This is a genomic window from Streptomyces sp. NPDC006283 (assembly GCF_040613325.1).
GTDB lineage: Bacteria > Actinomycetota > Actinomycetes > Streptomycetales > Streptomycetaceae > Streptomyces.
The window spans coordinates 1-18069 of the sequence record NZ_JBEXRZ010000144.1; the positions used below are offsets into that span (position 1 = coordinate 1).

The window sequence follows — 18069 nt, forward strand, 5'->3', positions numbered from 1 at the left end:
CGCACTCCGGCTCGCCTTGGTCGGCGAGGACAACGTTGACGACTCCACCGCCGCCCTCGCAGGACTCCTCGAACACTCGGAACTGACCGACCTCCCGCGCGCCGCGCTCGCCGTCGGAGGCGGTGGCGCGGGCTCACGCGGCCGGTCGCTGCTCCGTCGACCGTCACCGCCCGACCCACCGCCGAGGCAGAGCGCCTCCGCCTCGGACAGGCGCTGCGGGCGGGCGAGTTCCGGCTCACCGGCCGGTACGTGCCTGGCGGAGGCGAACTGCGCATCCACGGGATGCGTACGAAAGCTCGTACCGGTGCGGCAGCTGGGGCTCGCCTCCGGGGAGACTTCCGGCCCCGGATGCACCGGCTGGTCCGCGAGGAGAACCCGCAGTCGGACTGCACCGAGACCGCGAAGCGGTACCGCGACCTCGCCGGCCACGCCGACCGCGACGCCGACCGCGATCTCACCGACTTCTTCGTGAGCACCCGGGCATTGCCCGTCGACGCCGAGGAGCAGGCGGCCGTCGCCGTCCTCCATCTGCCCGGGCCGTCCGTTGCCCCGGCCACCCCGACCGACTGAACAGAAGGGCCGCGCGATCGCCATGGACCTCACGAGACGTCAGACCCTCGCCCTCGCCGGAGTCGTCGCGGCCGTGACCGCGCTGCCGCTCTCCGGTACGCCCGCACAGGCTGCGGACGACCGGTTCGAGCCGCTGCTCGCCCGTGCCGAAGAGCAGCTCACCGGCGGCGTGTTCGACCCCGTCGACCCCGACTTCGCGGCGGCGCTCTCCGCCCTGGACTCCCAGGCCGCCACCTGGCTGGGCGGCCTGGACACCTCCTCGGGCCGTGTCGCTCTGTGGCCGGACCTCTCCCCCGCGTCCAGCCCCGACAAGTTCGGCCAGAGCTACACGCGACTCCGCACGATCGCCACCGCCTGGGCCACGCCCGGAACGTCCCTCACCGCGCGCGCCGAGGTCCTCGACACCTTGATCGGGAGCCTGCGTTTCCTCCACACGGTCGGCTACCACCCGAACCGCACCGAGTCCGGCAACTGGTGGTTCTGGGAGATCGGCTCGCCCCGTGCCCTGATGGACACCTGCGTACTGCTGCGCGCGCATCTGCCGGCCGAGGATCTCGCCGCGTATGTCGCCACCGTGGCCAGATTCGTTCCCAATCCGGACCGGCGTACCAACATCCCCACGCTCGCCGAGACCGGGGCGAACCGCGCGGACAAAGCTCTCATCGTTGCCCTGCGCGGCCTGCTCGCACGCGACGCGTCCGTGGTCCCGCTCGCTCGCGACGGCCTGTCCGACGTCCGCGACAGCGGGCGCAACAGCCTCCTCACCCATGTCACTTCGGGCGACGGCTTCTACAGCGACGGCTCGTTCGTCCAGCACGGCAGCGTCGCCTACACCGGCACCTACGGCTCCGTCCTGCTGGGCGCGGCGGGCCAGCTGATCGCGCTGCTCGCCGGGTCCGAGTGGGCCGTGACCGACCCTCGCGTCGACATGCTCTACGAGGCGGTGGACCGGTCCTTCACGCCCGTCCTGTTCGACGGCCTGATGATGGACGCGGTGCGCGGCCGCGCGATATCCCGGGAGCGCGCACGGGACCATCAGGACGGCGCGGCCGCGGTGAGCCACATCCTCCAGCTCGCCACCGGCGCCCCCGAGCCGTACGCCTCGCGGTGGCGCGCCGTCGCCAGAGGCTGGATCGAGCGCAATCGCGAGACCCCGTACACGAGTCTGGTGGGAATCCCCGCGCTCGCGCGGGCGAAGGCGCTGCTCACGGACCCGGACGTGACACCCGCCGAGCGGCTGACCGGCCACCACGTCTTCGCTGACATGGACCGGGTGGTGCACCGGCGGCCCGGCTGGGCGTTCGCCCTGTCCCTGTCGTCGAAGCGGATCGCCGCGTACGAGGGCGGCAACGGCGAGAACCGGCGCGGCTGGTACACCGGCGACGGCATGACGTACCTGTACGACGGCGACGATCTCGACGGCTTCGGGGACGCCTTCTGGCCGACCGTCGATCCGTACCGGCTGCCCGGCACGACGGTGGACACCCGGCCCCGCGCGGACATCGGTACCGGCAGTGGCACGAGCACCTTCCGTCCGAGCAACACGGTCGCGGGCGGTGCCGCTCTCGGCGGCCGCTTCGGGGCCGCCGCGATGGAGCTGATCGCCGACGGCAGCACCCTGCGCGCCAAGAAGGCGTGGTTCTTCCTCGACAACGCGGTCGTCGCGCTCGGTGCCGGCATCACGGCGAGCGACGGGCGCACGATCGAGACGATCGTCGAGAACCGCAACCTGCACGCCGACGGCGCCCCGGATCTCCGGGTCGACGGGCGGCGACAGCCCCCGGAGCAGGGCTGGTCAGCGGGGCTGGCGGACGCGGGCTGGGCTCATCTGGAAGGGGCGGGCGGCTACGTCTTCCCCGACTATCCGGAGCGCGATGCCACATCGGTGGTGCGCGCGCTGCGCGAGGAGCGCACCGGCACCTGGCGGGCGCTGAACACCGGCGCTGACACGGGCGGCAGCACCACCCCCGTCACCCGCCGCTACGCCACGCTCTGGTTCGACCACGGCGTCTCGCCCTCCGCCGCCTCGTACGCCTATGTCCTGCTCCCGGGCGCGTCGGCCGTCGCCACCGGCGTCTGGCACCACGCCCGTCCGGTGCGCGTCCTGGCCAACAACGCTGCCGTGCAGGCCGTCGAGGCGCGCAGGGACGGTCTGCTCGCCGCGCACTTCTGGCAGGCCGACACGATCGATGGACTCAGCTCCTCCGGTCCGGGCACTGTCCTCGTGCGCCGCCACCGGGGCGGCGTGTCCGTCTCGGTCGCCGACCCGGGCCGCACCGTCGAGACCCTGACGGTGGAGCTGCCCTTCCGCGTCGAGCGGGTGGTACGCGCTGACGACACGGTCACCGTCGTCCCCGGGCGGCGTCCCGTCCTGACCGTGCGTGTCGGCGGCTCCCGCGGCCACAGCCACACCGCCGACCTCATCTGACCCCTCACCGTGCCGGGAGCAAGCCCCCCAGCAGCGGCTCCGTGCGTTCCCCCAGGGCGTCGGTCACCGGCGCACCTGGCGTGCTCGGCGCGGGGCTGCCCGTGGGGGATGCGCCGACACTGCCGGTGGGACTCGGGGGAGGGGTGGTGGTCACCGGGGGCGACTGGCTGGGGCGGCCGCTGGAGGGGCTGGGAGTCGGAGTGGCCTTGGCGGGCGGTGGAGCGGGGTCGGTGGTGGGGGCCTTGGAAGCCGGCGGCTCCGGCAGCGTGGGCGTCGCACGAGGACGGCGAGTCACCCCCTTGTTCCGGTCCCGGGCGGTGCCTCTGGCCGGGCGTGTGGCTTCACGCTCTGGGGAACGGGAGGCTTTCGGCGGCTCGGCTGCCTGCCCCTGGGGCTCGTCGGGGGACGCCTGCTCCGGGCTCGGCGCCGCCTGAGGGGCACCGGCGGAGTGGTCGGGCAGCAGCGATGCGGTGGCCAGGCCACCCAGGATCGCGAAGGTGGCCGCGGCAAGAGTGCGGCCGCCGTACTTCTTCCAGCGAGGCGGACGGTGGCGCTGAATCTGCGGCACGGCGGCTGCCCGAGACTCCGGTACGGCTACGGTGGCTGCCCGAGGCTCAGGCACGGCTTCGCTGGCTGCCCGAGGCTCGGGCACGGCTCCGGTCGCTGCCCGAGCCTGGGCCACGGGAACGCCGGGGGGCTCGACCGGGCCCGTTCCTTCGTCGAGGAGGAACTCCATCGCCGCCGTGCCGACGGCAGGTACCTCGGTGGTCCAATCGCTCGGCGGCTGCACGCCGGAGTCGTACGCCCCGCATTCCGGGCACGTCACGGTGCCGTTGAGAGTGCGGCGGCAGGGAACGCAGTAGTCCATGGGTTCGACCGTTCAGTGCGTGAGTCGCAGGCAGGAAACGCGGTGCGCCGACCGGGCCGGGCAGCAGCCCGCGGTCGCGCCGCCCGGGGCGTCGGGCAGAAGGATCGTTGGCATGTGCGAACCTCGCTCACTCACCGGTATGGGGATGGGTCACCGGTTATCGAGGTCAACGGGGCCCGGCGAGCCACTGTTCATCCGGCGGCCGAAACGTGGGATACGTAACTCCTGCTGCGAGCAAGACTCAATCAGCACAGAGCAGCCAGGTCACCGCGTCCGCCCCTCCGCCTTCTTGGTCGATCAGGCCCGACCCCTGCTCGAGGGGTCGCTTCACCGCCGTTATTCAGGCGGAGGCCATCGCGGCCGCCGTCCTGGTCTCTTCCACGACTCCCTGACCACGGCGCGGATCGGCGCCGCCGACCCTTCTTTGACTGGGCATGCCAAACCGGCGCTTTTGGCTGCGCAGATCGGCACCCCAGGAGGAACATGGAAGTACCAGAGCCAGAGTTGCAGGCACGGAACGAAGCCGGGGGAACACAGTACGTGACGTCGGCAGTCGGAGTGAGGGTCTGGTATGACATCCGAATCCTTCCAACTCCACAGCAACAAGCCGACCGACCGACCGTCCAAGCCGAGCGGGCTGCTGGATTTGCTCAGCGTCGCCGCAGTGGTGCTGGACGCCGACGGGCGGATTGTGTTCTGGAGCCCGCAGGCCGAGGAGCTCTTCGGCTACGGCCCCCACGAGGCGCTCGGTCGGCACGCAGCCCGGCTGCTGGTACACGAGGAGCACCTGACATCTGTCCTATCGCTGTTCACCGAGGTGATGGAGACCGGCCAGAGCTGGGCCGGTACCCTTCCCGTCCGCCACAAGGACGGCAGCACGCGGATGGTGGAGTTCCGCAACATGCGGCTGTTGGATGACCTGGGGGACGTCTACGCCTTGGGCATCGCAGCTGACCGCACCACCCTCCAACGGGTGGAGACCGACCTGGCCGTGTGTGAACGTCTCGTCAACCAGTCGCCGATCGGCGTGGCCCTGCTGGACCCTGACCTGCGCTATCTGTTGGTCAACCCCGCGCTGGAGCGCATCGACGGCGTGCCCGCCGAAGCGCGCATCGGCCGCCACATCCGTGACACCCTGCCCTTCCCCGACGTCGATACGATCGAGTCGGCTCTGCGCCAGGTGCTGACCACCGGGACCCCTCTGCTCGACCAGTACGCGGTCGGCCGCGCCTCCGCCGACCCCGACACCGAGCACGCCTGGTCGCTGTCCCTCTACCGACTGGAGGACCCTGGTGGGCGGGTCCTCGGTGCCGCGACCCTGGCCGTCGATGTCACCGAGCGGCACCGTGCAGCCACCGAAGCCGATCGGGCCCGCCGGCGCCTGGCCCTGATCGCCGATGCCTCAGCCCGCGTGGGGACCACCCTGGATGTGGACCAGACCGCCCGCGAACTGGCCGAAATCGCCACGCCCGAGCTCGCCGACGTGATCGCGGTGGACGTCCTCGACGACGTTCTGGCCTGTCGCCGCACCGGCGCACCCGACCGGGGCCCGGAACTGTTTCGCGCCCTCGCGGTCAAGGCGGCCTTCCCCACCGTGGCCCTCCGCGCCGCCGACCCTGCCGGTGACCTCACCGCGTACGACGGCGATCGCCTTGTCACCCTGTGCGTGCACACCGGACGGCCGGTCCTGGTGCAGCACGTGGGCGACGAGGACCTGCGGCGCATCGCCCGCAATCCGGAGGCCGGCACGCTCCTGGCCCGGGCCGGCGTCCACTCCTATCTCGCGGTGCCGCTGATCGCCCGCGGCGAGGTACTCGGCGCCCTGGACCTCAAGCGCACCCGCAACCCGCTGCCCTTCGACGAGGACGACGTCATCCTGGCAGGGGAGCTGGCCAACCGCGCCGCCCTGGCGATCGACAATGCCCGCTGGTACCAGAGCGTGCGCAACACCGCCATCACCCTCCAGCGCAGCCTGCTGCCGGAGCACCCCCCGCACCTGGTCGGCCTGGAGGTCGCCTCTCGCTACCAGCCCGCCCAGGCCACCAGCGAAGTCGGCGGCGACTGGTACGACCTCATCCCCCTGGCCGGTGACAAGACCGCACTCGTGGTCGGCGACGTGATGGGCAACGGCATCGATGCCGCCGCCACCATGGGCCGGTTGCGCACCGCCACCTGCACCCTGGCCGATCTCGACCTGCCCCCCGACCAAGTGCTCCAGCACCTCGACAAGATCACCTGCGGCCTCGAGCACTACATCGCCACCTGCCTCTACGCGATCTACGACCCCCGCCGGATGCAGTGTCACATCGCCAACGCCGGGCACATGCCACCCGCGCTGGCCCGCCCCGGCTGCGCGCCCAGACTGGTCGACCTCCCCACCGGTACCCCTCTCGGCGTCGGCGGCATCTCCTTCGAAACCACCACCGTGAACCTCACCACCGGCGACCTGCTGGTCCTCTACACCGATGGTCTCGTGGAGACCCGCCACCACCCCATCGACCAACGCCTGGACACTCTCCTCAGCCTCCTCGACGAACCCCACCGCCCCCTGGAAGAGACCTGCGATCTGCTCCTGAACATGCTGCGCCACCCCGACGACCACGACGACGTCGCCCTCCTCATCGCCCGGGTCCAGTAAGCCGCCCAGCGTGTGCCACGCCTCGTCCTCGCCATAGCCGTTGCTCTTCGACTCGGCCTTCTGCCTGTGCCGTGATCGACACCTGTCCGTGGCGAAGACCCGCAGGACATGATCGGCTCCTGTCATCCCCAGGATGCGGTGCAGCGTGCCCGTCACGCAGGCCAGGACCAGCACCACCGCAGCGCTTTCCGCCTCACGACGGGCCTCCAGCAGCACGTTCAGCCCCGCCGAGTCACAAAACGACACATCCGCCAAGTCCAGCACGACGGCCCGCTCCGCATGACCTCCTCGCCGTTGAGCGAGGAGAACGACTGCCGGGCGCTGTCGGTGTTCCCTCGGACGAACGACAGGAACGCGTCCTTACGGACAGCCATGCCGTTCAGAGGATCGACTGCGGCCGGACCGCATTCGCGACCCACGCCACTGGGAGGCTGCCGGGAGCTGGAGCGGTGCGCCCGCCCCGGCGTCGACGCGGTCGCCAGCACGTCGCCGAACGCGACCCGGCCGCCCGCCGCCGGGGCTGAACCGCCGAACCGCACCGCAGAACAGCGAGAGGGACCCCGGCACCTGGCCGGGGTCCTCTCGCTGTTCGCGTGCCGTGTCAGTGGCTGCCGGTTCGCGTGCCGTGTCAGTGGCTGCCGGCGAGTTCGCCGGTGAGCTTGCCGTGGAGATCGGCGCTCGGGTCGTTCAGCCCGGTGATCTCGACGGTCTTGTCACGCTGGGCGTACTTGGTCTCGATCGCGTCCAGGGCAGCCACCGAGGAGGCGTCCCAGATGTGCGCGGCGGACAGGTCGATGACGACCTTGTCGGGGTCGGTGGCGTAGTTGAACTGGCCGACGAGGTCGTTGGAGGAGGCGAAGAACAGCTCGCCGGTGACCCGGTAGACGGCCGTCCTGCCGTCGGGGTCGACCACGGCGGTGACCTCGGCGAGGTGGGCCACGCGCTTGGCGAAGACGACCATGGCGGTGATCGAGCCGACGACGACGCCGATGGCGAGGTTGTGGGTGGCGACGACGCAGGCGACGGTGATCACCATGACGGCGATCTCCCCGGCGGGCATTCGCCGAAGGGTCTTGGGGGCGATGGAGTGCCAGTCGAAGGTCGCGAACGACACCATGATCATGACGGCGACCAGGGCGGCCATGGGGATGTCGGAGACGACCGGTCCAAAGGCGATGCACAGCACCATCAGGAAGGCGCCGGCGAGGAAGGTGGAGAGGCGGGTGCGGGCGCCCGAGACCTTCACGTTGATCATCGTCTGGCCGATCATGGCGCAGCCGCCCATGCCGCCGAAGAAGCCGGTGACGACGTTGGCGATGCCCTGGCCGATGGACTCGCGGGTCTTGGAGGAGTGGGTGTCGGTGATGTCGTCGACCAGCTTCGCGGTCATCAGCGACTCCATCAGACCGACCAGCGCCATCGCGAACGCGTACGGGGCGATCGTCGCCAGCGTGTCCAGGGTGAAGGGCACGTCCGGCAGGCCGGGGACGGGCAGGGAGGACGGCAGGGCGCCCTTGTCGCCGACGGTCGGCACCGCGATGGCCGCGCCGACGGTGATCACGGTCAGGACCACGATGGAGACCAGCGGCGCCGGGATCACGGTGGTGACCCTCGGGAAGAACACCATCAGCGCCAATCCGCCGACGATCAGCGGATACACCGCCCACGGCACGTCCCGCATCTCCGGCACCTGGGCCATGAAGATCAGGATGGCCAGCGCGTTGACGAAGCCGACCATCACCGAGCGCGGGATGAACCGCATCAACTTCGCCACCCCGAGCCCACCCAGGACGACCTGGAAGACGCCGGCCAGGATGACCGCGGCGACCAGGTAGCCGAGCCCATGCTCGCGGTTCAGCGGGGCGATGACCAGCGCGACGGCGCCGGTCGCGGCGGAGATCATCGCCCGCCGTCCGCCGACGATCGAGATCACCACGGCCATCGTGAAGGAGGCGAACAGGCCGATCGCCGGGTCGACGCCCGCAATGATCGAAAACGAGATCGCCTCGGGGATCAGCGCGAGCGCGACGACCAGGCCCGCCAGGACCTCGGTGCGCCAGACCTTCGGGTCAAAGATCCAGTCGGGCTTCAGGCCGCGCAAGCGCGCGGCCGGGGACACAGCAGTGGCAGCAGAAGACAAGGGAGAGAGAACCTGTCGTGCTCGGGCACACCCCTACGGCAGGCCGAGGCGTGCGGGAAGGACGCGCAGGGGCCGGGCCGGCACCCCGCGGGCGGCCCCGTGAGGTGCGGAGCCGGAAGTCGAGGACGGACGGGTCGGGGCCTACGCAAGAGCGCTTTACCTCACGTCCGGGGGCGAAGCCTCACGGCGGGCAGGCGGCGGCGCCGGGCGTCATGGGCTCGCGCACGCTTCTCTCCTGCAAGAATCGGATCTTCGCTGAGGACACAACTCTACCCTAACGTTAGAGTAGAGATTGGCGGTGCCAAGCCGGGGACGAGACCGCCGGCAACGAGAAGGGCCAGAGGACCACGGGCATGAACAGCAAGCACATGCAGATCGGCGAGGTCGCCGCGCGCACGGAGCTGTCCCTGCGCACCATCCGGCACTACGAGGAGACCGGCCTGGTCGTCCCCTCGGCCCGCTCGCAGGGCGGCTTCCGTCTCTACACCGAGACCGACGTCGCCCGGCTCATGGTCATCCGCCGCATGAAGCCCCTCGGCTTCACCCTCGACCAGATGCGCGACCTGCTGGACGCCACCGACCGCCTCGATAACGAGCCTGGCCTCGACACCGACGAGCACGAAGCCCTCCTGGAACGCGTGCGTGAGTACGAGCAGTCCGCCACCGAGCAGGTCGACAAACTCCGAGTCCAGTTGACCCGTGCCGAGGACTTCGCCGAAACGCTCCGCACTCGCCTGCACCAGGCCGCACCTGCCACGTCCTGACCCGCCGGGCCGGCTGTAGAGCCTGCAGCGTGCGACCTGCACGCGACGAGAGTCCCCCAGGAGCCCGTTGGACCGCCCAGTTCGTACCGGCCACGCCTCCCGTTGATCCGCCGGTGCGCCCGGTGTCGATCTCGGGGTTCAGCACCGGGAAGGCGTAGTAGAGGATGCCCCAGCAGGTGACTTGCGTGACGCAGAGGGCGGGGAGGACGGCGCGGGGCCGCGACCGGTCTCCTGTTCCGGTCGCGGCCCCGTCCGTGCGGATGTTGAGGTGGATCATGTGAGCGTCAGCAGCATCCGCCGGCGGTGACGGGGTCGCGGGCCTCGGTGTCAGCGGTGGCCGGGGTGGAGCAACACGTGCTGCCCTGTTGCTTGGTGAGGTGGTCGGCGTCGGCTTTGACGACGTACACCTCCCAGGGCTCCCGGCCGGGGCCGTGGACCCAGACCTTGTCCTGGAGGGCGTAGCAGCAGCTGGTGTCGTTCTCCTCTGCTGTGGCGAGGCTGGCTTCGCTCAGGCGGGTGGTGGCGGCGTGGACAGCCTCGGTGCTTTCGACCTCGACACCGAGGTGGTCCATGCGGGTGTCTTCGTCCGCGGTGCCTTCGATGAGGACGAGCTTGAGCGGGGGCTCGGTGATGGCGAAGTTGGCATAGCCGTCACGGAGCTTGGCCGGCTCGGTGTCGAAGAGCTTCGTGTAGAAGGCGACGGATGCGGCCAGGTCGGGGACGCGGAGGGCGAGCTGTATGCGGGACATGACAGTCCTCCTCTGGGTGGGTGGTGAGCGTCAGCAGCCGCCGGAGGTGGCCGGGGCGCCAACGCCGATCTCGAGGGTGGCGGGGGCCGCGCAGCAGCCGCCACCGTCGGTCTGTGCGGTCTCCGGTTCGTCGAACAGCCCGGCGCCGCCGCATACGCCGGTCTCGGGGAGGGTGAGCTCGACGCGCTCGGCGGCCTCTTGGTCGCCGGCCAGGGACGCGGCGATGGAACGGACCTGCTCGTAGCCGGTCATCGCAAGGAAGGTGGGAGCGCGGCCGTAGGACTTCATGCCGACCAGGTAGACGTCCTTCTCCGGGTGGGAGAGCTCGTTCACGCCGTGCGGATAGACGGTCCCGCAGGAGTGCTGGTTGGGGTCGATCAGGGGCGCGAGTTCGACGGGTGCCTGGAGGCGCTCGTCGAGGCCGAGGCGGAGCTCGTCGAGGAAGGTGAGGTCGGGGCGGAAGCCGGTGAGCACGATGACCTCGTCGACCGCATCGAGACGGCGGCCGTCCTCGCCAACGAGGACCAGGCGGCCGTCGCCGTCACGCTCGACAGTGTCGGTGCGGAAACCGGTCACGGCGTCGGCGTAGCCGTTGTCGACGGCAGCCTTGGCCGCGAGGCCGAGCGCGCCGCGGGCGGGCAGCTGGTCGGCCTCGCCGCCGCCGAAGGTGGAGCCGGAGATACCGCGGCGCAGGATCCACACCCCGTGCGTGCCGGTGCCGTCCTCGGCCTTCGCGAGGCCGGCAAGATAGGCGAGCGCGGTGAAGGCGGAGGCGCCGGAACCGATGACCGCGGTGCGCTTGCCCGCGTAACGGGCCCGAACGGCGGGGTCCTGCAGGTCCGGGACGCGGTAGGTGATGCGGTCTGCGGCCGCCTTCTCGCCGAGGGCGGGCAGGCCGCTGCCGCCTGCCGGGCCGGGGCCGGCCCAGGTGCCGGAGGCGTCGATCACGGCGCGGGCGGTCAGCCGCTCCTCGCGGCCGTCGGCGTACTCGACGTGCACGACGAAGGGCTGCTGCTCGCGGTCGGCGTCGACGATCCGGTCACGGCCGGTGCGGGAGACGCCGGTGACCCGGGCGCCGAAGCGCACCCTCTCGCCGAGGACGTCGGCCAGCGGCTGGAGGTAGAACTCGGCCCAGTCCCCGCCCGTCGGGTAAGTACCCACGTCGGGCTTCACCCAGCCGGTCGGGGCCAGCAGCTTCTCGGCCGCCGGGTCGACGACCTCGCCCCAGGTGGAGAACAGGCGCACATGGCTCCACTCGCGCACAGCCGCACCGGCGGCGTCGCCTGCTTCCAGGACCAGAGCCTCGAGGCCGCGGTCGACGAGGTGGGCGGCTGCCGCGAGTCCGGCCGGGCCGGCTCCGATGACGATGACGGGAAGCTGCTGGTTGCTCATTTCGGGATCTCTCCTTGAAGCGCAGGCACACGTGGCATGGGGGGTGAAGGGTCAGCGGGTGGAGCCGAAGGACAGAGCGAGGAGTTCGGCGGACCGCCGGCGAGTCCGGGCCCGGCATGCGCCGTCGCAGACCTGGGTGCAGCTGTCGCAGAACTCCACGCCGGCGAGGCTCCTGGACGCCCGGCGGGCGCGGTAGGCGGTCACGACGGTGCGGAGGACGGTGGCCATGGAGAGCTCCTGTTTCGATGTCCGTCGATGGCTTGCGCTATCAGCCTCCCACCTGTTTCGACGTCCGTCAACATAGACATTCATCTAACCGGTTTCTTGATGGAGCACAACGGCGACCGCCACCCGCACCGGGACGAGGTCGTCGACTGCCTCACCCGCTTCGCGGACCGGCTGGACGTGGACATCCGCACCAGAACCCACATCGAGGCGGTGGAGTCCGACGCCGCCGGCTTTGTTCTGCGCACGACGGACGGCCGCAGTATCAGCGCTGCGGGCGTCGTCGCGGCCAGCGGCTCGCTTACCCGCCCGCTGCTGCCCGAGCTGCCGGGGCAGCAGGACTCCACCGGCGAGGTGCTGCACGTTGCCGACTACCGCAGTCCCAAGCCATATGCGGGCAAGAGGATCATCGTCGCGGGCGGCGGGAACTCCGCCGTCCAGGTCACCCACGAACTGGGCCGATGTGGCCGACGTGACCCTGGCCTCCCGCCACCCCATGCGATTCCTGACGCAGGTGCGCGACGCAAGGACCTGCACCACTGGCTGACCAGCACCGGCTTCGACGACCTGCACCCTGCATGACTCATCCACTTCGTGGGCGGCACCCTCGTCCTGGATGCCGGCCGCTACCAAGAAGCTCTGGACACCGGACGGCTGGAGCGGCGCCCCATGTTCACCACCCTCGACGGCGACACGACCGTGTGGGCCGACGGCACCCGGGAGCGCATCGACGTGGTGCTGCTCGCCACCGACTACCGGCTACCGGCTACCGGCTACCGGCTACCGGCTACCGGATCAGCCTCGGCCATCTCCAGGGCCTGGGCGCGCTGGACGGTGACGGCATGCCGCTGCACAGCGGCGGCATCTCTCTCGCCTATCCCGGCCTGGTCTACCCTCGGCCTTCAGTTCCAGCGGTCCTTCGCCTCCAACACGCTGCGCGGCGTCAGCCGGGACGCCGACCACGTCGGCCCAGCCGGCGAACAGCGCAGGGATGGTGAGCCGCGGTGCAGCTCACCACCCCTGGCCCATTAATTCGACCTGTGTCAAAATAGATGCATGTCGAACGTCACGCTGCTGCCCGTGGTGGAGCCGGAGTCCGTGGTGCCGTGCTGCCCGCCGCTGACCGAACGCCCCATGAACGCGGAAGAGGCCGAGAAGGCCGCGCGCATGTTCAAGGCGCTCGGCGACCCCGTTCGCCTGCGCCTGTTCTCGGCGGTCGCCTCCCACGAGGGCGGCGAGGCGTGCGTGTGCGACATCTCCGACGTCGGCGTCTCCCAGCCCACGGTCTCCCACCACCTGAAGAAGCTCAAGGAGGCCGGACTGCTCACCTCCGAGCGGCGCGGCACCTGGGTGTACTACCGCGTCGAGCCGTCCGTCCTTGCCGCGATGGGTCAGCTTCTGACGTCCGCCCCGTCGGCCTGACCTTTTCGCCAGGGAGGCCGGCGCTTCGGTCACGGCCGCAGGGCGATCCCGACCCTGGTGAGCAGTCCGGCAAGGTTCGAGGATCGGCGCATGGCCGAGTTCCGCCAGGCCCGCACTGTCCTGCGCAACCTGGCCCGCCGGGCCGCGGTGACCGACCCGGATACCTGCTCGGCAGGCGACATTTGCACCATCCTCGCCCGTCCCTGACGGCCGGTCCGGCAACTCAGGTGCTCAGCAGCTGCGCGATCTGCCGTGCGGCGTCGCGGGCCGGCCTGCCGACGCCGATCAGGGTGGCGGACGCAGGGCCGGTCCAGTCGCCGTACCCGAGGAGGTGGAGCCGCGATTCACCGGCGGCCTGAGTTCCCTCGGTCTGGATGTGGCCGCGCGGACCTCGCAGCCCCAGCGGGGCGAGGTGGGCGAGGGCGGGGCGGAAGCCGGTGCACCAGATGATCGTGTCCGCTTCAGCGTGGCTGCCGTCGGCCCATGTGGCGCCGGTGGCGGTGAGCCGGGTGAACATCGGCAGGGCCGCGAGGACTCCGGCGTCACGTGCTGCGCGTACGGGAGGGACGGCGACGATGTCGCCGAGCGAGGCGACACCTCTAGTGTCGGTGCGGCCTTCGTCGAGGGCGCGGCGGCGGGCGGTGGCGACGTCGAACAGGACCCGACCGTCGATGTCGTCGGCGAGGTAGCGGGGCGGGCGCTGGGTGGCCCAGGTCAGGTCGACGCCGGCCAGGGCGAGGTCGGCGGCGATCTGGGCGCCGGAGTTGCCGCCGCCAACCACGATGACCCGCTGATCGGCGAAGTCCTGGGGCCGTCGGTAGGCCACCGTGTGCAGCTGGCGGCCGGTGAAGATGTCCCGGCCGGGGACGGCCGGGACGAAGGGTCGCGCCCAGGTTCCGGTGGCACTGACGACCGCCCCTGCCGACCAGTCACCGGCATCGGTCTCGACGCGGAGCCGTGCGCCGTCGCTGCGCACGGCCTGGACCTGGACGCCGTGCTGGACGGGCAGGTTGTAGCGCTTCTCGTAGTCGGCGAGGTAGTCGACCACGTGCCCGCCGTCCGGGTACGTCTCGCCGGGCTGGGCGGGCATGATCCGTCCCGGCAGGGACGAGTACGCCGCCGGGGAGAACAGGCGGAGTGAGTCCCAGGTGTGCTGCCAGGCGCCACCCGGCGCCGTGTCGGCGTCCAGGACGGTGAAGTCCACACCGAGACGGCGCAGGTGGTAGCCGGCGGCAAGCCCGGACTGGCCGCCGCCGACCACCACCACATCGGTGCGCTGCGTCATGAACCCGACTGCGCGACCGTGAACTTCTTGCGCCAGGCCAGCGAGACGTAGACCAGTGCCACGAGGACCGGGACCTCGATCAGCGGGCCTACGACGCCGGACAGGGCCTGGCCGCTCGTGACGCCGAAGGTGGCGATGGCGACCGCGATGGCAAGCTCGAAGTTGTTGCCCGCCGCGGTGAACGCCAGCGTGGTCGTGCGCTCGTAGTTCAGGCCGATCACCTTGCCGAGGGCGAAGGTGCCGAACCACATGACCGCGAAGTAGACCAGCAGCGGCAGCGCGATGCGGGCGACGTCCAGCGGCTGCGAGGTGATGGTCTTTCCCTGCAGCGCGAAGAGGATGACGATCGTGAACAGCAGCCCGTACAGCGCCCAGGGGCCGATCTTCGGCAGGAACTTGTTCTCGTAGGAGTCGCGGCCGACCTTCTTCTCGCCGATGCGGCGGGTCAGGAAGCCGGCCAGCAGTGGTACGCCGAGGAAGATGACGACGTTCAGCGCGATCTCCCACATGGAAATGTCGAGGCTCTCGCCGTTGCCAAGGCCGAGCCAGCCGGGCAGCAGGTCAAGGTAGAACCAGCCGAGCACACCGAACGCGATGACCTGGAACACGGAGTTCAGCGCCACCAGGACAGCGGCGGCTTCACGGTCGCCGCAGGCAAGGTCGTTCCAGATGATGACCATGGCGATGCAACGCGCGAGGCCGACGATGATCAGGCCGGTCCGGTACTCGGGCAGGTCCGGCAGGAAGATCCACGCCAGCGCGAACATCACCGCCGGGCCGAGGACCCAGTTGATGACGAGCGACGAGACCATGAGCTTCTTGTCACCGGTGACGGCGTCGAGCTTGTCGTAGCGGACCTTCGCCAGCACGGGGTACATCATGATCAGCAGGCCGACGGCGATCGGCAGCGAGATGCCGCCGATCTCGACCTTCGCCAGAGCGTCGTTCAGACCGGGGATCAGCCGGCCCAGCCCGAGGCCGAGGCCCATGGCGAGAAGAATCCAGACGGCGAGGAAGCGGTCGAGCGTCGAAAGCTTCGCGACGACCGAGACTTCCTCGGTCGTCGCGGGTGCTTCGGTGCGGGTCACGGACAGGCCCTCTTGTTCTCTGCGGCGGTACGCGCGGTCTCTGCGAGCTCGGCGAACTGGCCGGCGAGCTGGGCGATGACGTCCGGGCGCAGCTTGTAGTACGTGAAGCGGCCGCACGGCTCGGTCTCCACCACCCCCGCTTCCCGCAGCACCCTCAGGTGGTTGGACAGGTTCGTCTGGCGGGCGCCCGTCTCCTCGACCAAGTGCGTGGTGCACAGCGTCTCGCGGGCCAGCAGGGTCACGATCTGCAGCCTGAGCGGGTCGGCCAGCACCCGGATCAGGTCAGTGTCGACTGACGTCATCATGGGCTGATACTGTCACATCACCTGGCGCTGATACCAGCCGGTGCTGACCTACGGCCCGTCGAAAGGGTCTGCCCATGTCCGCCTCCCCTCCCCCCGTCCTGCCCGACGACCGTCTGGCCGCCGGCACGGCCCGCCTGGCCACCCGGCACGCCGGCCGCTTCGCGGTCGAGACCGTCCAGGGCCTGCTCGCCGACTCCTACCGGCGCCTCGCCGAGACCGCACGCGTCACCACCCACCTGGTGGTGCTGGCCGAACGCCTCACGGCCGAGCGCCTCGACGCCCTCGCGCACGTCCAGGGGGCGCCTGGCTCGGGCCTGGTGCGGGTGCTGTTCGTGTGCAGCCACAACGCCGGGCGCTCCCAGCTCGCGGCCGCGCTCCTCGAACTGCGGGAAGCCGGCCGGGTCACGGTGTCCTCCGCCGGCACGCATCCCGCCGGTGCGGTGGAGCCCTGCATCGCCCAGGTCCTCACCGAGGCGGGCGCGGATCCGGTGGACGCCCACCCGAAGCCTTTGACCGACGAGGTCGTCCAGGCCGCCGACATCGTGATCACCATGGGCTGCGGCGACGCCTGCCCCGTGGTGCCCGGCCGCCGCTACCTGGACTGGCCTGTCGCCGATCCCGACGGCCCGGTCGCGGTCGTCCGCAACATCCGCGACGACATCGACACGCGCATCATCGAGCTGCTGGCCTCCCTGCCCCACTGACCCCGTCCCCGACCCGCACCAGCGGTTGAACCACTTCGTGAAGGAAGAATCCATGTCCTCCGCCCCGCTCGCCTCCGTGCTGTTCGTCTGCGTCCACAACGCGGGCCGCTCCCAGATGGCCGCCGGATTCCTCAACCACCTCGCTGGCGACCGCATCGAGGTCCGCTCCGCCGGCTCGATCCCCGCCGACCAGGTCAACCCGGCCGCCATCGAGGCGATGCAGGAGCTCGGCATCGACATTGCCGACCAGAAGCCCAAGGTCCTGACCACCGAGGCCGTCCAGGCGTCCGACTACGTCATCACCATGGGCTGCGGCGACGCCTGCCCGATCTTCCCCGGCAAGAAGTACCTCGACTGGGCCCTCGAAGACCCCGCGGGCAAGGGCCTCGACTCCGTCCGCCCGATCCGCGACGAGATCAAGACCCGTATCGAGGCCCTCATCGCCGAGATCGACGCGAAGCAGGAGGCATGACCACCGTGCCGCACACCGACGACGTGCGCGACGTCATCGTCATAGGCTCCGGCCCCGCCGGATACACCGCCGCCCTGTACGCGGCCCGCGCCCAGCTGAGGCCTCTGCTGTTCGGCAGCTCCATCTTCGTCGGCGGCTCGCTCACCACCACGACCGAGGTCGAGAACTTCCCAGGCTTCCCGAACGGCATCGACGGACCGGACCTCATGGCCAACATGCGGGCCCAGGCCGAGAAGTTCGGCGCCGAAATGATCGACGACGACATCACCGCCGTCGACCTCACCGGCGACATCAAGCTGCTGACCGACTCCGCCGGCACCGTGCACCGCGCCAAGACGGTGATCGTGGCGACCGGCTCCGGCTACCGCAAGCTCGGCCTTCCCCACGAGGAGGAGCTGTCCGGCCGCGGCGTCTCTTGGTGCGCGACCTGCGACGGATTCTTCTTTCGTGACCGCGACGTCGTCGTGGTCGGCGGCGGCGACACCGCCATGGAAGAAGCCACCTTCCTCACCCGCTTCGCCCGCTCGGTCAGCATCGTCCACCGCCGCTCCACCCTGCGGGCTTCCAAGGTCATGCAGAACCGGGCCTTCGCCGACGACAAAATCTCCTTCGCCTTCGACAGCGAGATCGCCGACATCAAGGAGACGAACGGCATGCTCTCCGGCATCGCCCTGCGCGACGTCCTGACCGGCGCCACCCGCTACCTCGACGTCACCGGCCTGTTCATCGCCATCGGCCACGACCCGCGCACCGAACTGTTCACCGGACAACTCGACCTGGACGACGACGGCTACATCCAGGTCGCCGCCCCCTCCACGCACACCAACGTCGCAGGCGTCTTCGCCGCCGGCGACGTCGTCGACCACACCTACCGCCAGGCCATCACCGCAGCCGGCACTGGTGCCGCGGCAGCCCTCGACGCCGAGCGCTACCTCGCCGCCCTCGCCGACACCACTCCCGAGCCCCAGACGGCAGCCCTCCCGGCCTGATGAACAGGGGCGGTCCGGCACCCGTGTGCC

General features: G+C 70.5%; 17 protein-coding genes and 2 pseudogenes. 10 read left to right on the forward strand and 9 right to left on the reverse strand.

Going from position 1 to position 18069, the window contains the following annotated elements:
• The first annotated feature begins 348 nt into the window (after positions 1 to 348).
• From ABZ070_RS25330 to ABZ070_RS25340, 3 genes are all read left to right on the forward strand, one after another.
• Positions 349 to 570: a hypothetical protein gene (locus tag ABZ070_RS25330; RefSeq protein WP_356637620.1), complete on the forward strand. Its 222-nt coding sequence runs from the start codon at positions 349 to 351 to the stop codon at positions 568 to 570.
• Between the two features lie 22 nt (positions 571 to 592).
• Complete coding sequence (locus tag ABZ070_RS25335) at positions 593 to 2998, forward strand: polysaccharide lyase family 8 super-sandwich domain-containing protein (RefSeq protein ID WP_356637621.1); 2406 nt, start codon at positions 593 to 595, stop codon at positions 2996 to 2998.
• Between the two features lie 1439 nt (positions 2999 to 4437).
• Positions 4438 to 6504: a SpoIIE family protein phosphatase gene (locus tag ABZ070_RS25340; RefSeq protein ID WP_356637623.1), complete on the forward strand. Its 2067-nt coding sequence runs from the start codon at positions 4438 to 4440 to the stop codon at positions 6502 to 6504.
• 99 nt (positions 6505 to 6603) lie between these two features.
• Here ABZ070_RS25340 and ABZ070_RS25345 read toward each other — a convergent pair.
• Together ABZ070_RS25345 and ABZ070_RS25350 are read right to left on the reverse strand one after the other, a co-directional pair.
• Positions 6604 to 6774 (reverse strand): annotated as a pseudogene (locus ABZ070_RS25345) (STAS domain-containing protein); the annotation flags it as partial.
• A 358-nt stretch (positions 6775 to 7132) separates the two neighbouring features.
• Complete coding sequence (locus tag ABZ070_RS25350; protein WP_356637640.1) at positions 7133 to 8623, reverse strand: SulP family inorganic anion transporter; 1491 nt, start codon at positions 8621 to 8623, stop codon at positions 7133 to 7135.
• A 374-nt stretch (positions 8624 to 8997) separates the two neighbouring features.
• Here ABZ070_RS25350 and ABZ070_RS25355 point away from each other — a divergent pair, with 374 nt between their 5' ends.
• A complete protein-coding gene (locus ABZ070_RS25355) occupies positions 8998 to 9408 on the forward strand; it encodes a MerR family transcriptional regulator (protein ID WP_356637624.1) in 411 nt (136 codons plus the stop codon).
• A 127-nt stretch (positions 9409 to 9535) separates the two neighbouring features.
• On the opposite strand, the pseudogene ABZ070_RS25360 reads toward ABZ070_RS25355, so the two are convergent.
• The 4 genes and pseudogenes from ABZ070_RS25360 to ABZ070_RS25375 form a co-directional block, all read right to left on the reverse strand.
• A pseudogene (locus tag ABZ070_RS25360) lies at positions 9536 to 9685 on the reverse strand (MFS transporter); the annotation flags it as partial.
• A gap of 7 nt (positions 9686 to 9692) precedes the next feature.
• On the reverse strand, positions 9693 to 10157 hold the full coding sequence (locus ABZ070_RS25365; RefSeq protein WP_356637625.1) for an ArsI/CadI family heavy metal resistance metalloenzyme: 465 nt from the start codon (positions 10155 to 10157) through the stop codon (positions 9693 to 9695).
• Between the two features lie 30 nt (positions 10158 to 10187).
• Positions 10188 to 11549, reverse strand: a complete 1362-nt coding sequence (locus ABZ070_RS25370) for an NAD(P)-binding domain-containing protein (RefSeq protein WP_356637627.1) — start codon at positions 11547 to 11549, stop codon at positions 10188 to 10190.
• Between the two features lie 51 nt (positions 11550 to 11600).
• Entirely contained in the window at positions 11601 to 11777 is a 177-nt protein-coding gene (locus ABZ070_RS25375) for a hypothetical protein (RefSeq protein WP_356637628.1), read from the reverse strand.
• A gap of 99 nt (positions 11778 to 11876) precedes the next feature.
• Between ABZ070_RS25375 and ABZ070_RS25380 the strand changes: the two genes are divergently transcribed.
• The 3 genes from ABZ070_RS25380 to ABZ070_RS25390 are packed head-to-tail and all read left to right on the forward strand — an operon-like array spanning position 11877 to position 13196.
• Complete coding sequence (locus tag ABZ070_RS25380; RefSeq protein WP_356637629.1) at positions 11877 to 12356, forward strand: NAD(P)-binding domain-containing protein; 480 nt, start codon at positions 11877 to 11879, stop codon at positions 12354 to 12356.
• Between the two features lie 12 nt (positions 12357 to 12368).
• Positions 12369 to 12806 carry a hypothetical protein gene (locus tag ABZ070_RS25385; RefSeq protein ID WP_356637631.1) on the forward strand — a complete coding sequence of 146 codons (438 nt, stop codon included), beginning with the start codon at positions 12369 to 12371 and terminating at the stop codon, positions 12804 to 12806.
• 24 nt (positions 12807 to 12830) lie between these two features.
• Complete coding sequence (locus ABZ070_RS25390; protein WP_356637632.1) at positions 12831 to 13196, forward strand: metalloregulator ArsR/SmtB family transcription factor; 366 nt, start codon at positions 12831 to 12833, stop codon at positions 13194 to 13196.
• Positions 13197 to 13419: 223 nt separating this feature from the next.
• Here ABZ070_RS25390 and ABZ070_RS25395 read toward each other — a convergent pair whose 3' ends face one another.
• Genes ABZ070_RS25395 through ABZ070_RS25405 form a run of 3 tightly spaced genes read right to left on the reverse strand, consistent with a single transcriptional unit; the run spans position 13420 to position 15874 of the window.
• A complete protein-coding gene (locus ABZ070_RS25395; RefSeq protein ID WP_356637633.1) occupies positions 13420 to 14481 on the reverse strand; it encodes an ArsO family NAD(P)H-dependent flavin-containing monooxygenase in 1062 nt (353 codons plus the stop codon).
• Positions 14478 to 15569 carry an ACR3 family arsenite efflux transporter gene (gene arsB / locus ABZ070_RS25400; RefSeq protein WP_356637634.1) on the reverse strand — a complete coding sequence of 364 codons (1092 nt, stop codon included), beginning with the start codon at positions 15567 to 15569 and terminating at the stop codon, positions 14478 to 14480. The genes ABZ070_RS25395 and arsB overlap by 4 nt, the downstream gene beginning before the upstream one ends.
• Complete coding sequence (locus tag ABZ070_RS25405) at positions 15566 to 15874, reverse strand: metalloregulator ArsR/SmtB family transcription factor (protein WP_356637635.1); 309 nt, start codon at positions 15872 to 15874, stop codon at positions 15566 to 15568. Before ABZ070_RS25405 ends, arsB begins: the two co-directional genes overlap by 4 nt.
• A 74-nt stretch (positions 15875 to 15948) precedes the next feature.
• Here ABZ070_RS25405 and ABZ070_RS25410 point away from each other — a divergent pair, with 74 nt between their 5' ends.
• From ABZ070_RS25410 to trxB, 3 genes are read left to right on the forward strand one after another with little or no spacing between them, the layout of a single operon-like run.
• Positions 15949 to 16578: a three-helix bundle dimerization domain-containing protein gene (locus ABZ070_RS25410; protein ID WP_356637636.1), complete on the forward strand. Its 630-nt coding sequence runs from the start codon at positions 15949 to 15951 to the stop codon at positions 16576 to 16578.
• A gap of 52 nt (positions 16579 to 16630) precedes the next feature.
• Positions 16631 to 17050 (forward strand): arsenate reductase ArsC, encoded by a 420-nt coding sequence (locus tag ABZ070_RS25415; protein ID WP_356637638.1) that lies wholly within the window; start codon positions 16631 to 16633, stop codon positions 17048 to 17050.
• Positions 17047 to 18039 carry a thioredoxin-disulfide reductase gene (trxB, locus tag ABZ070_RS25420; protein ID WP_356637639.1) on the forward strand — a complete coding sequence of 331 codons (993 nt, stop codon included), beginning with the start codon at positions 17047 to 17049 and terminating at the stop codon, positions 18037 to 18039. The genes ABZ070_RS25415 and trxB overlap by 4 nt, the downstream gene beginning before the upstream one ends.
• The last annotated feature ends 30 nt before the right edge of the window (positions 18040 to 18069 follow it).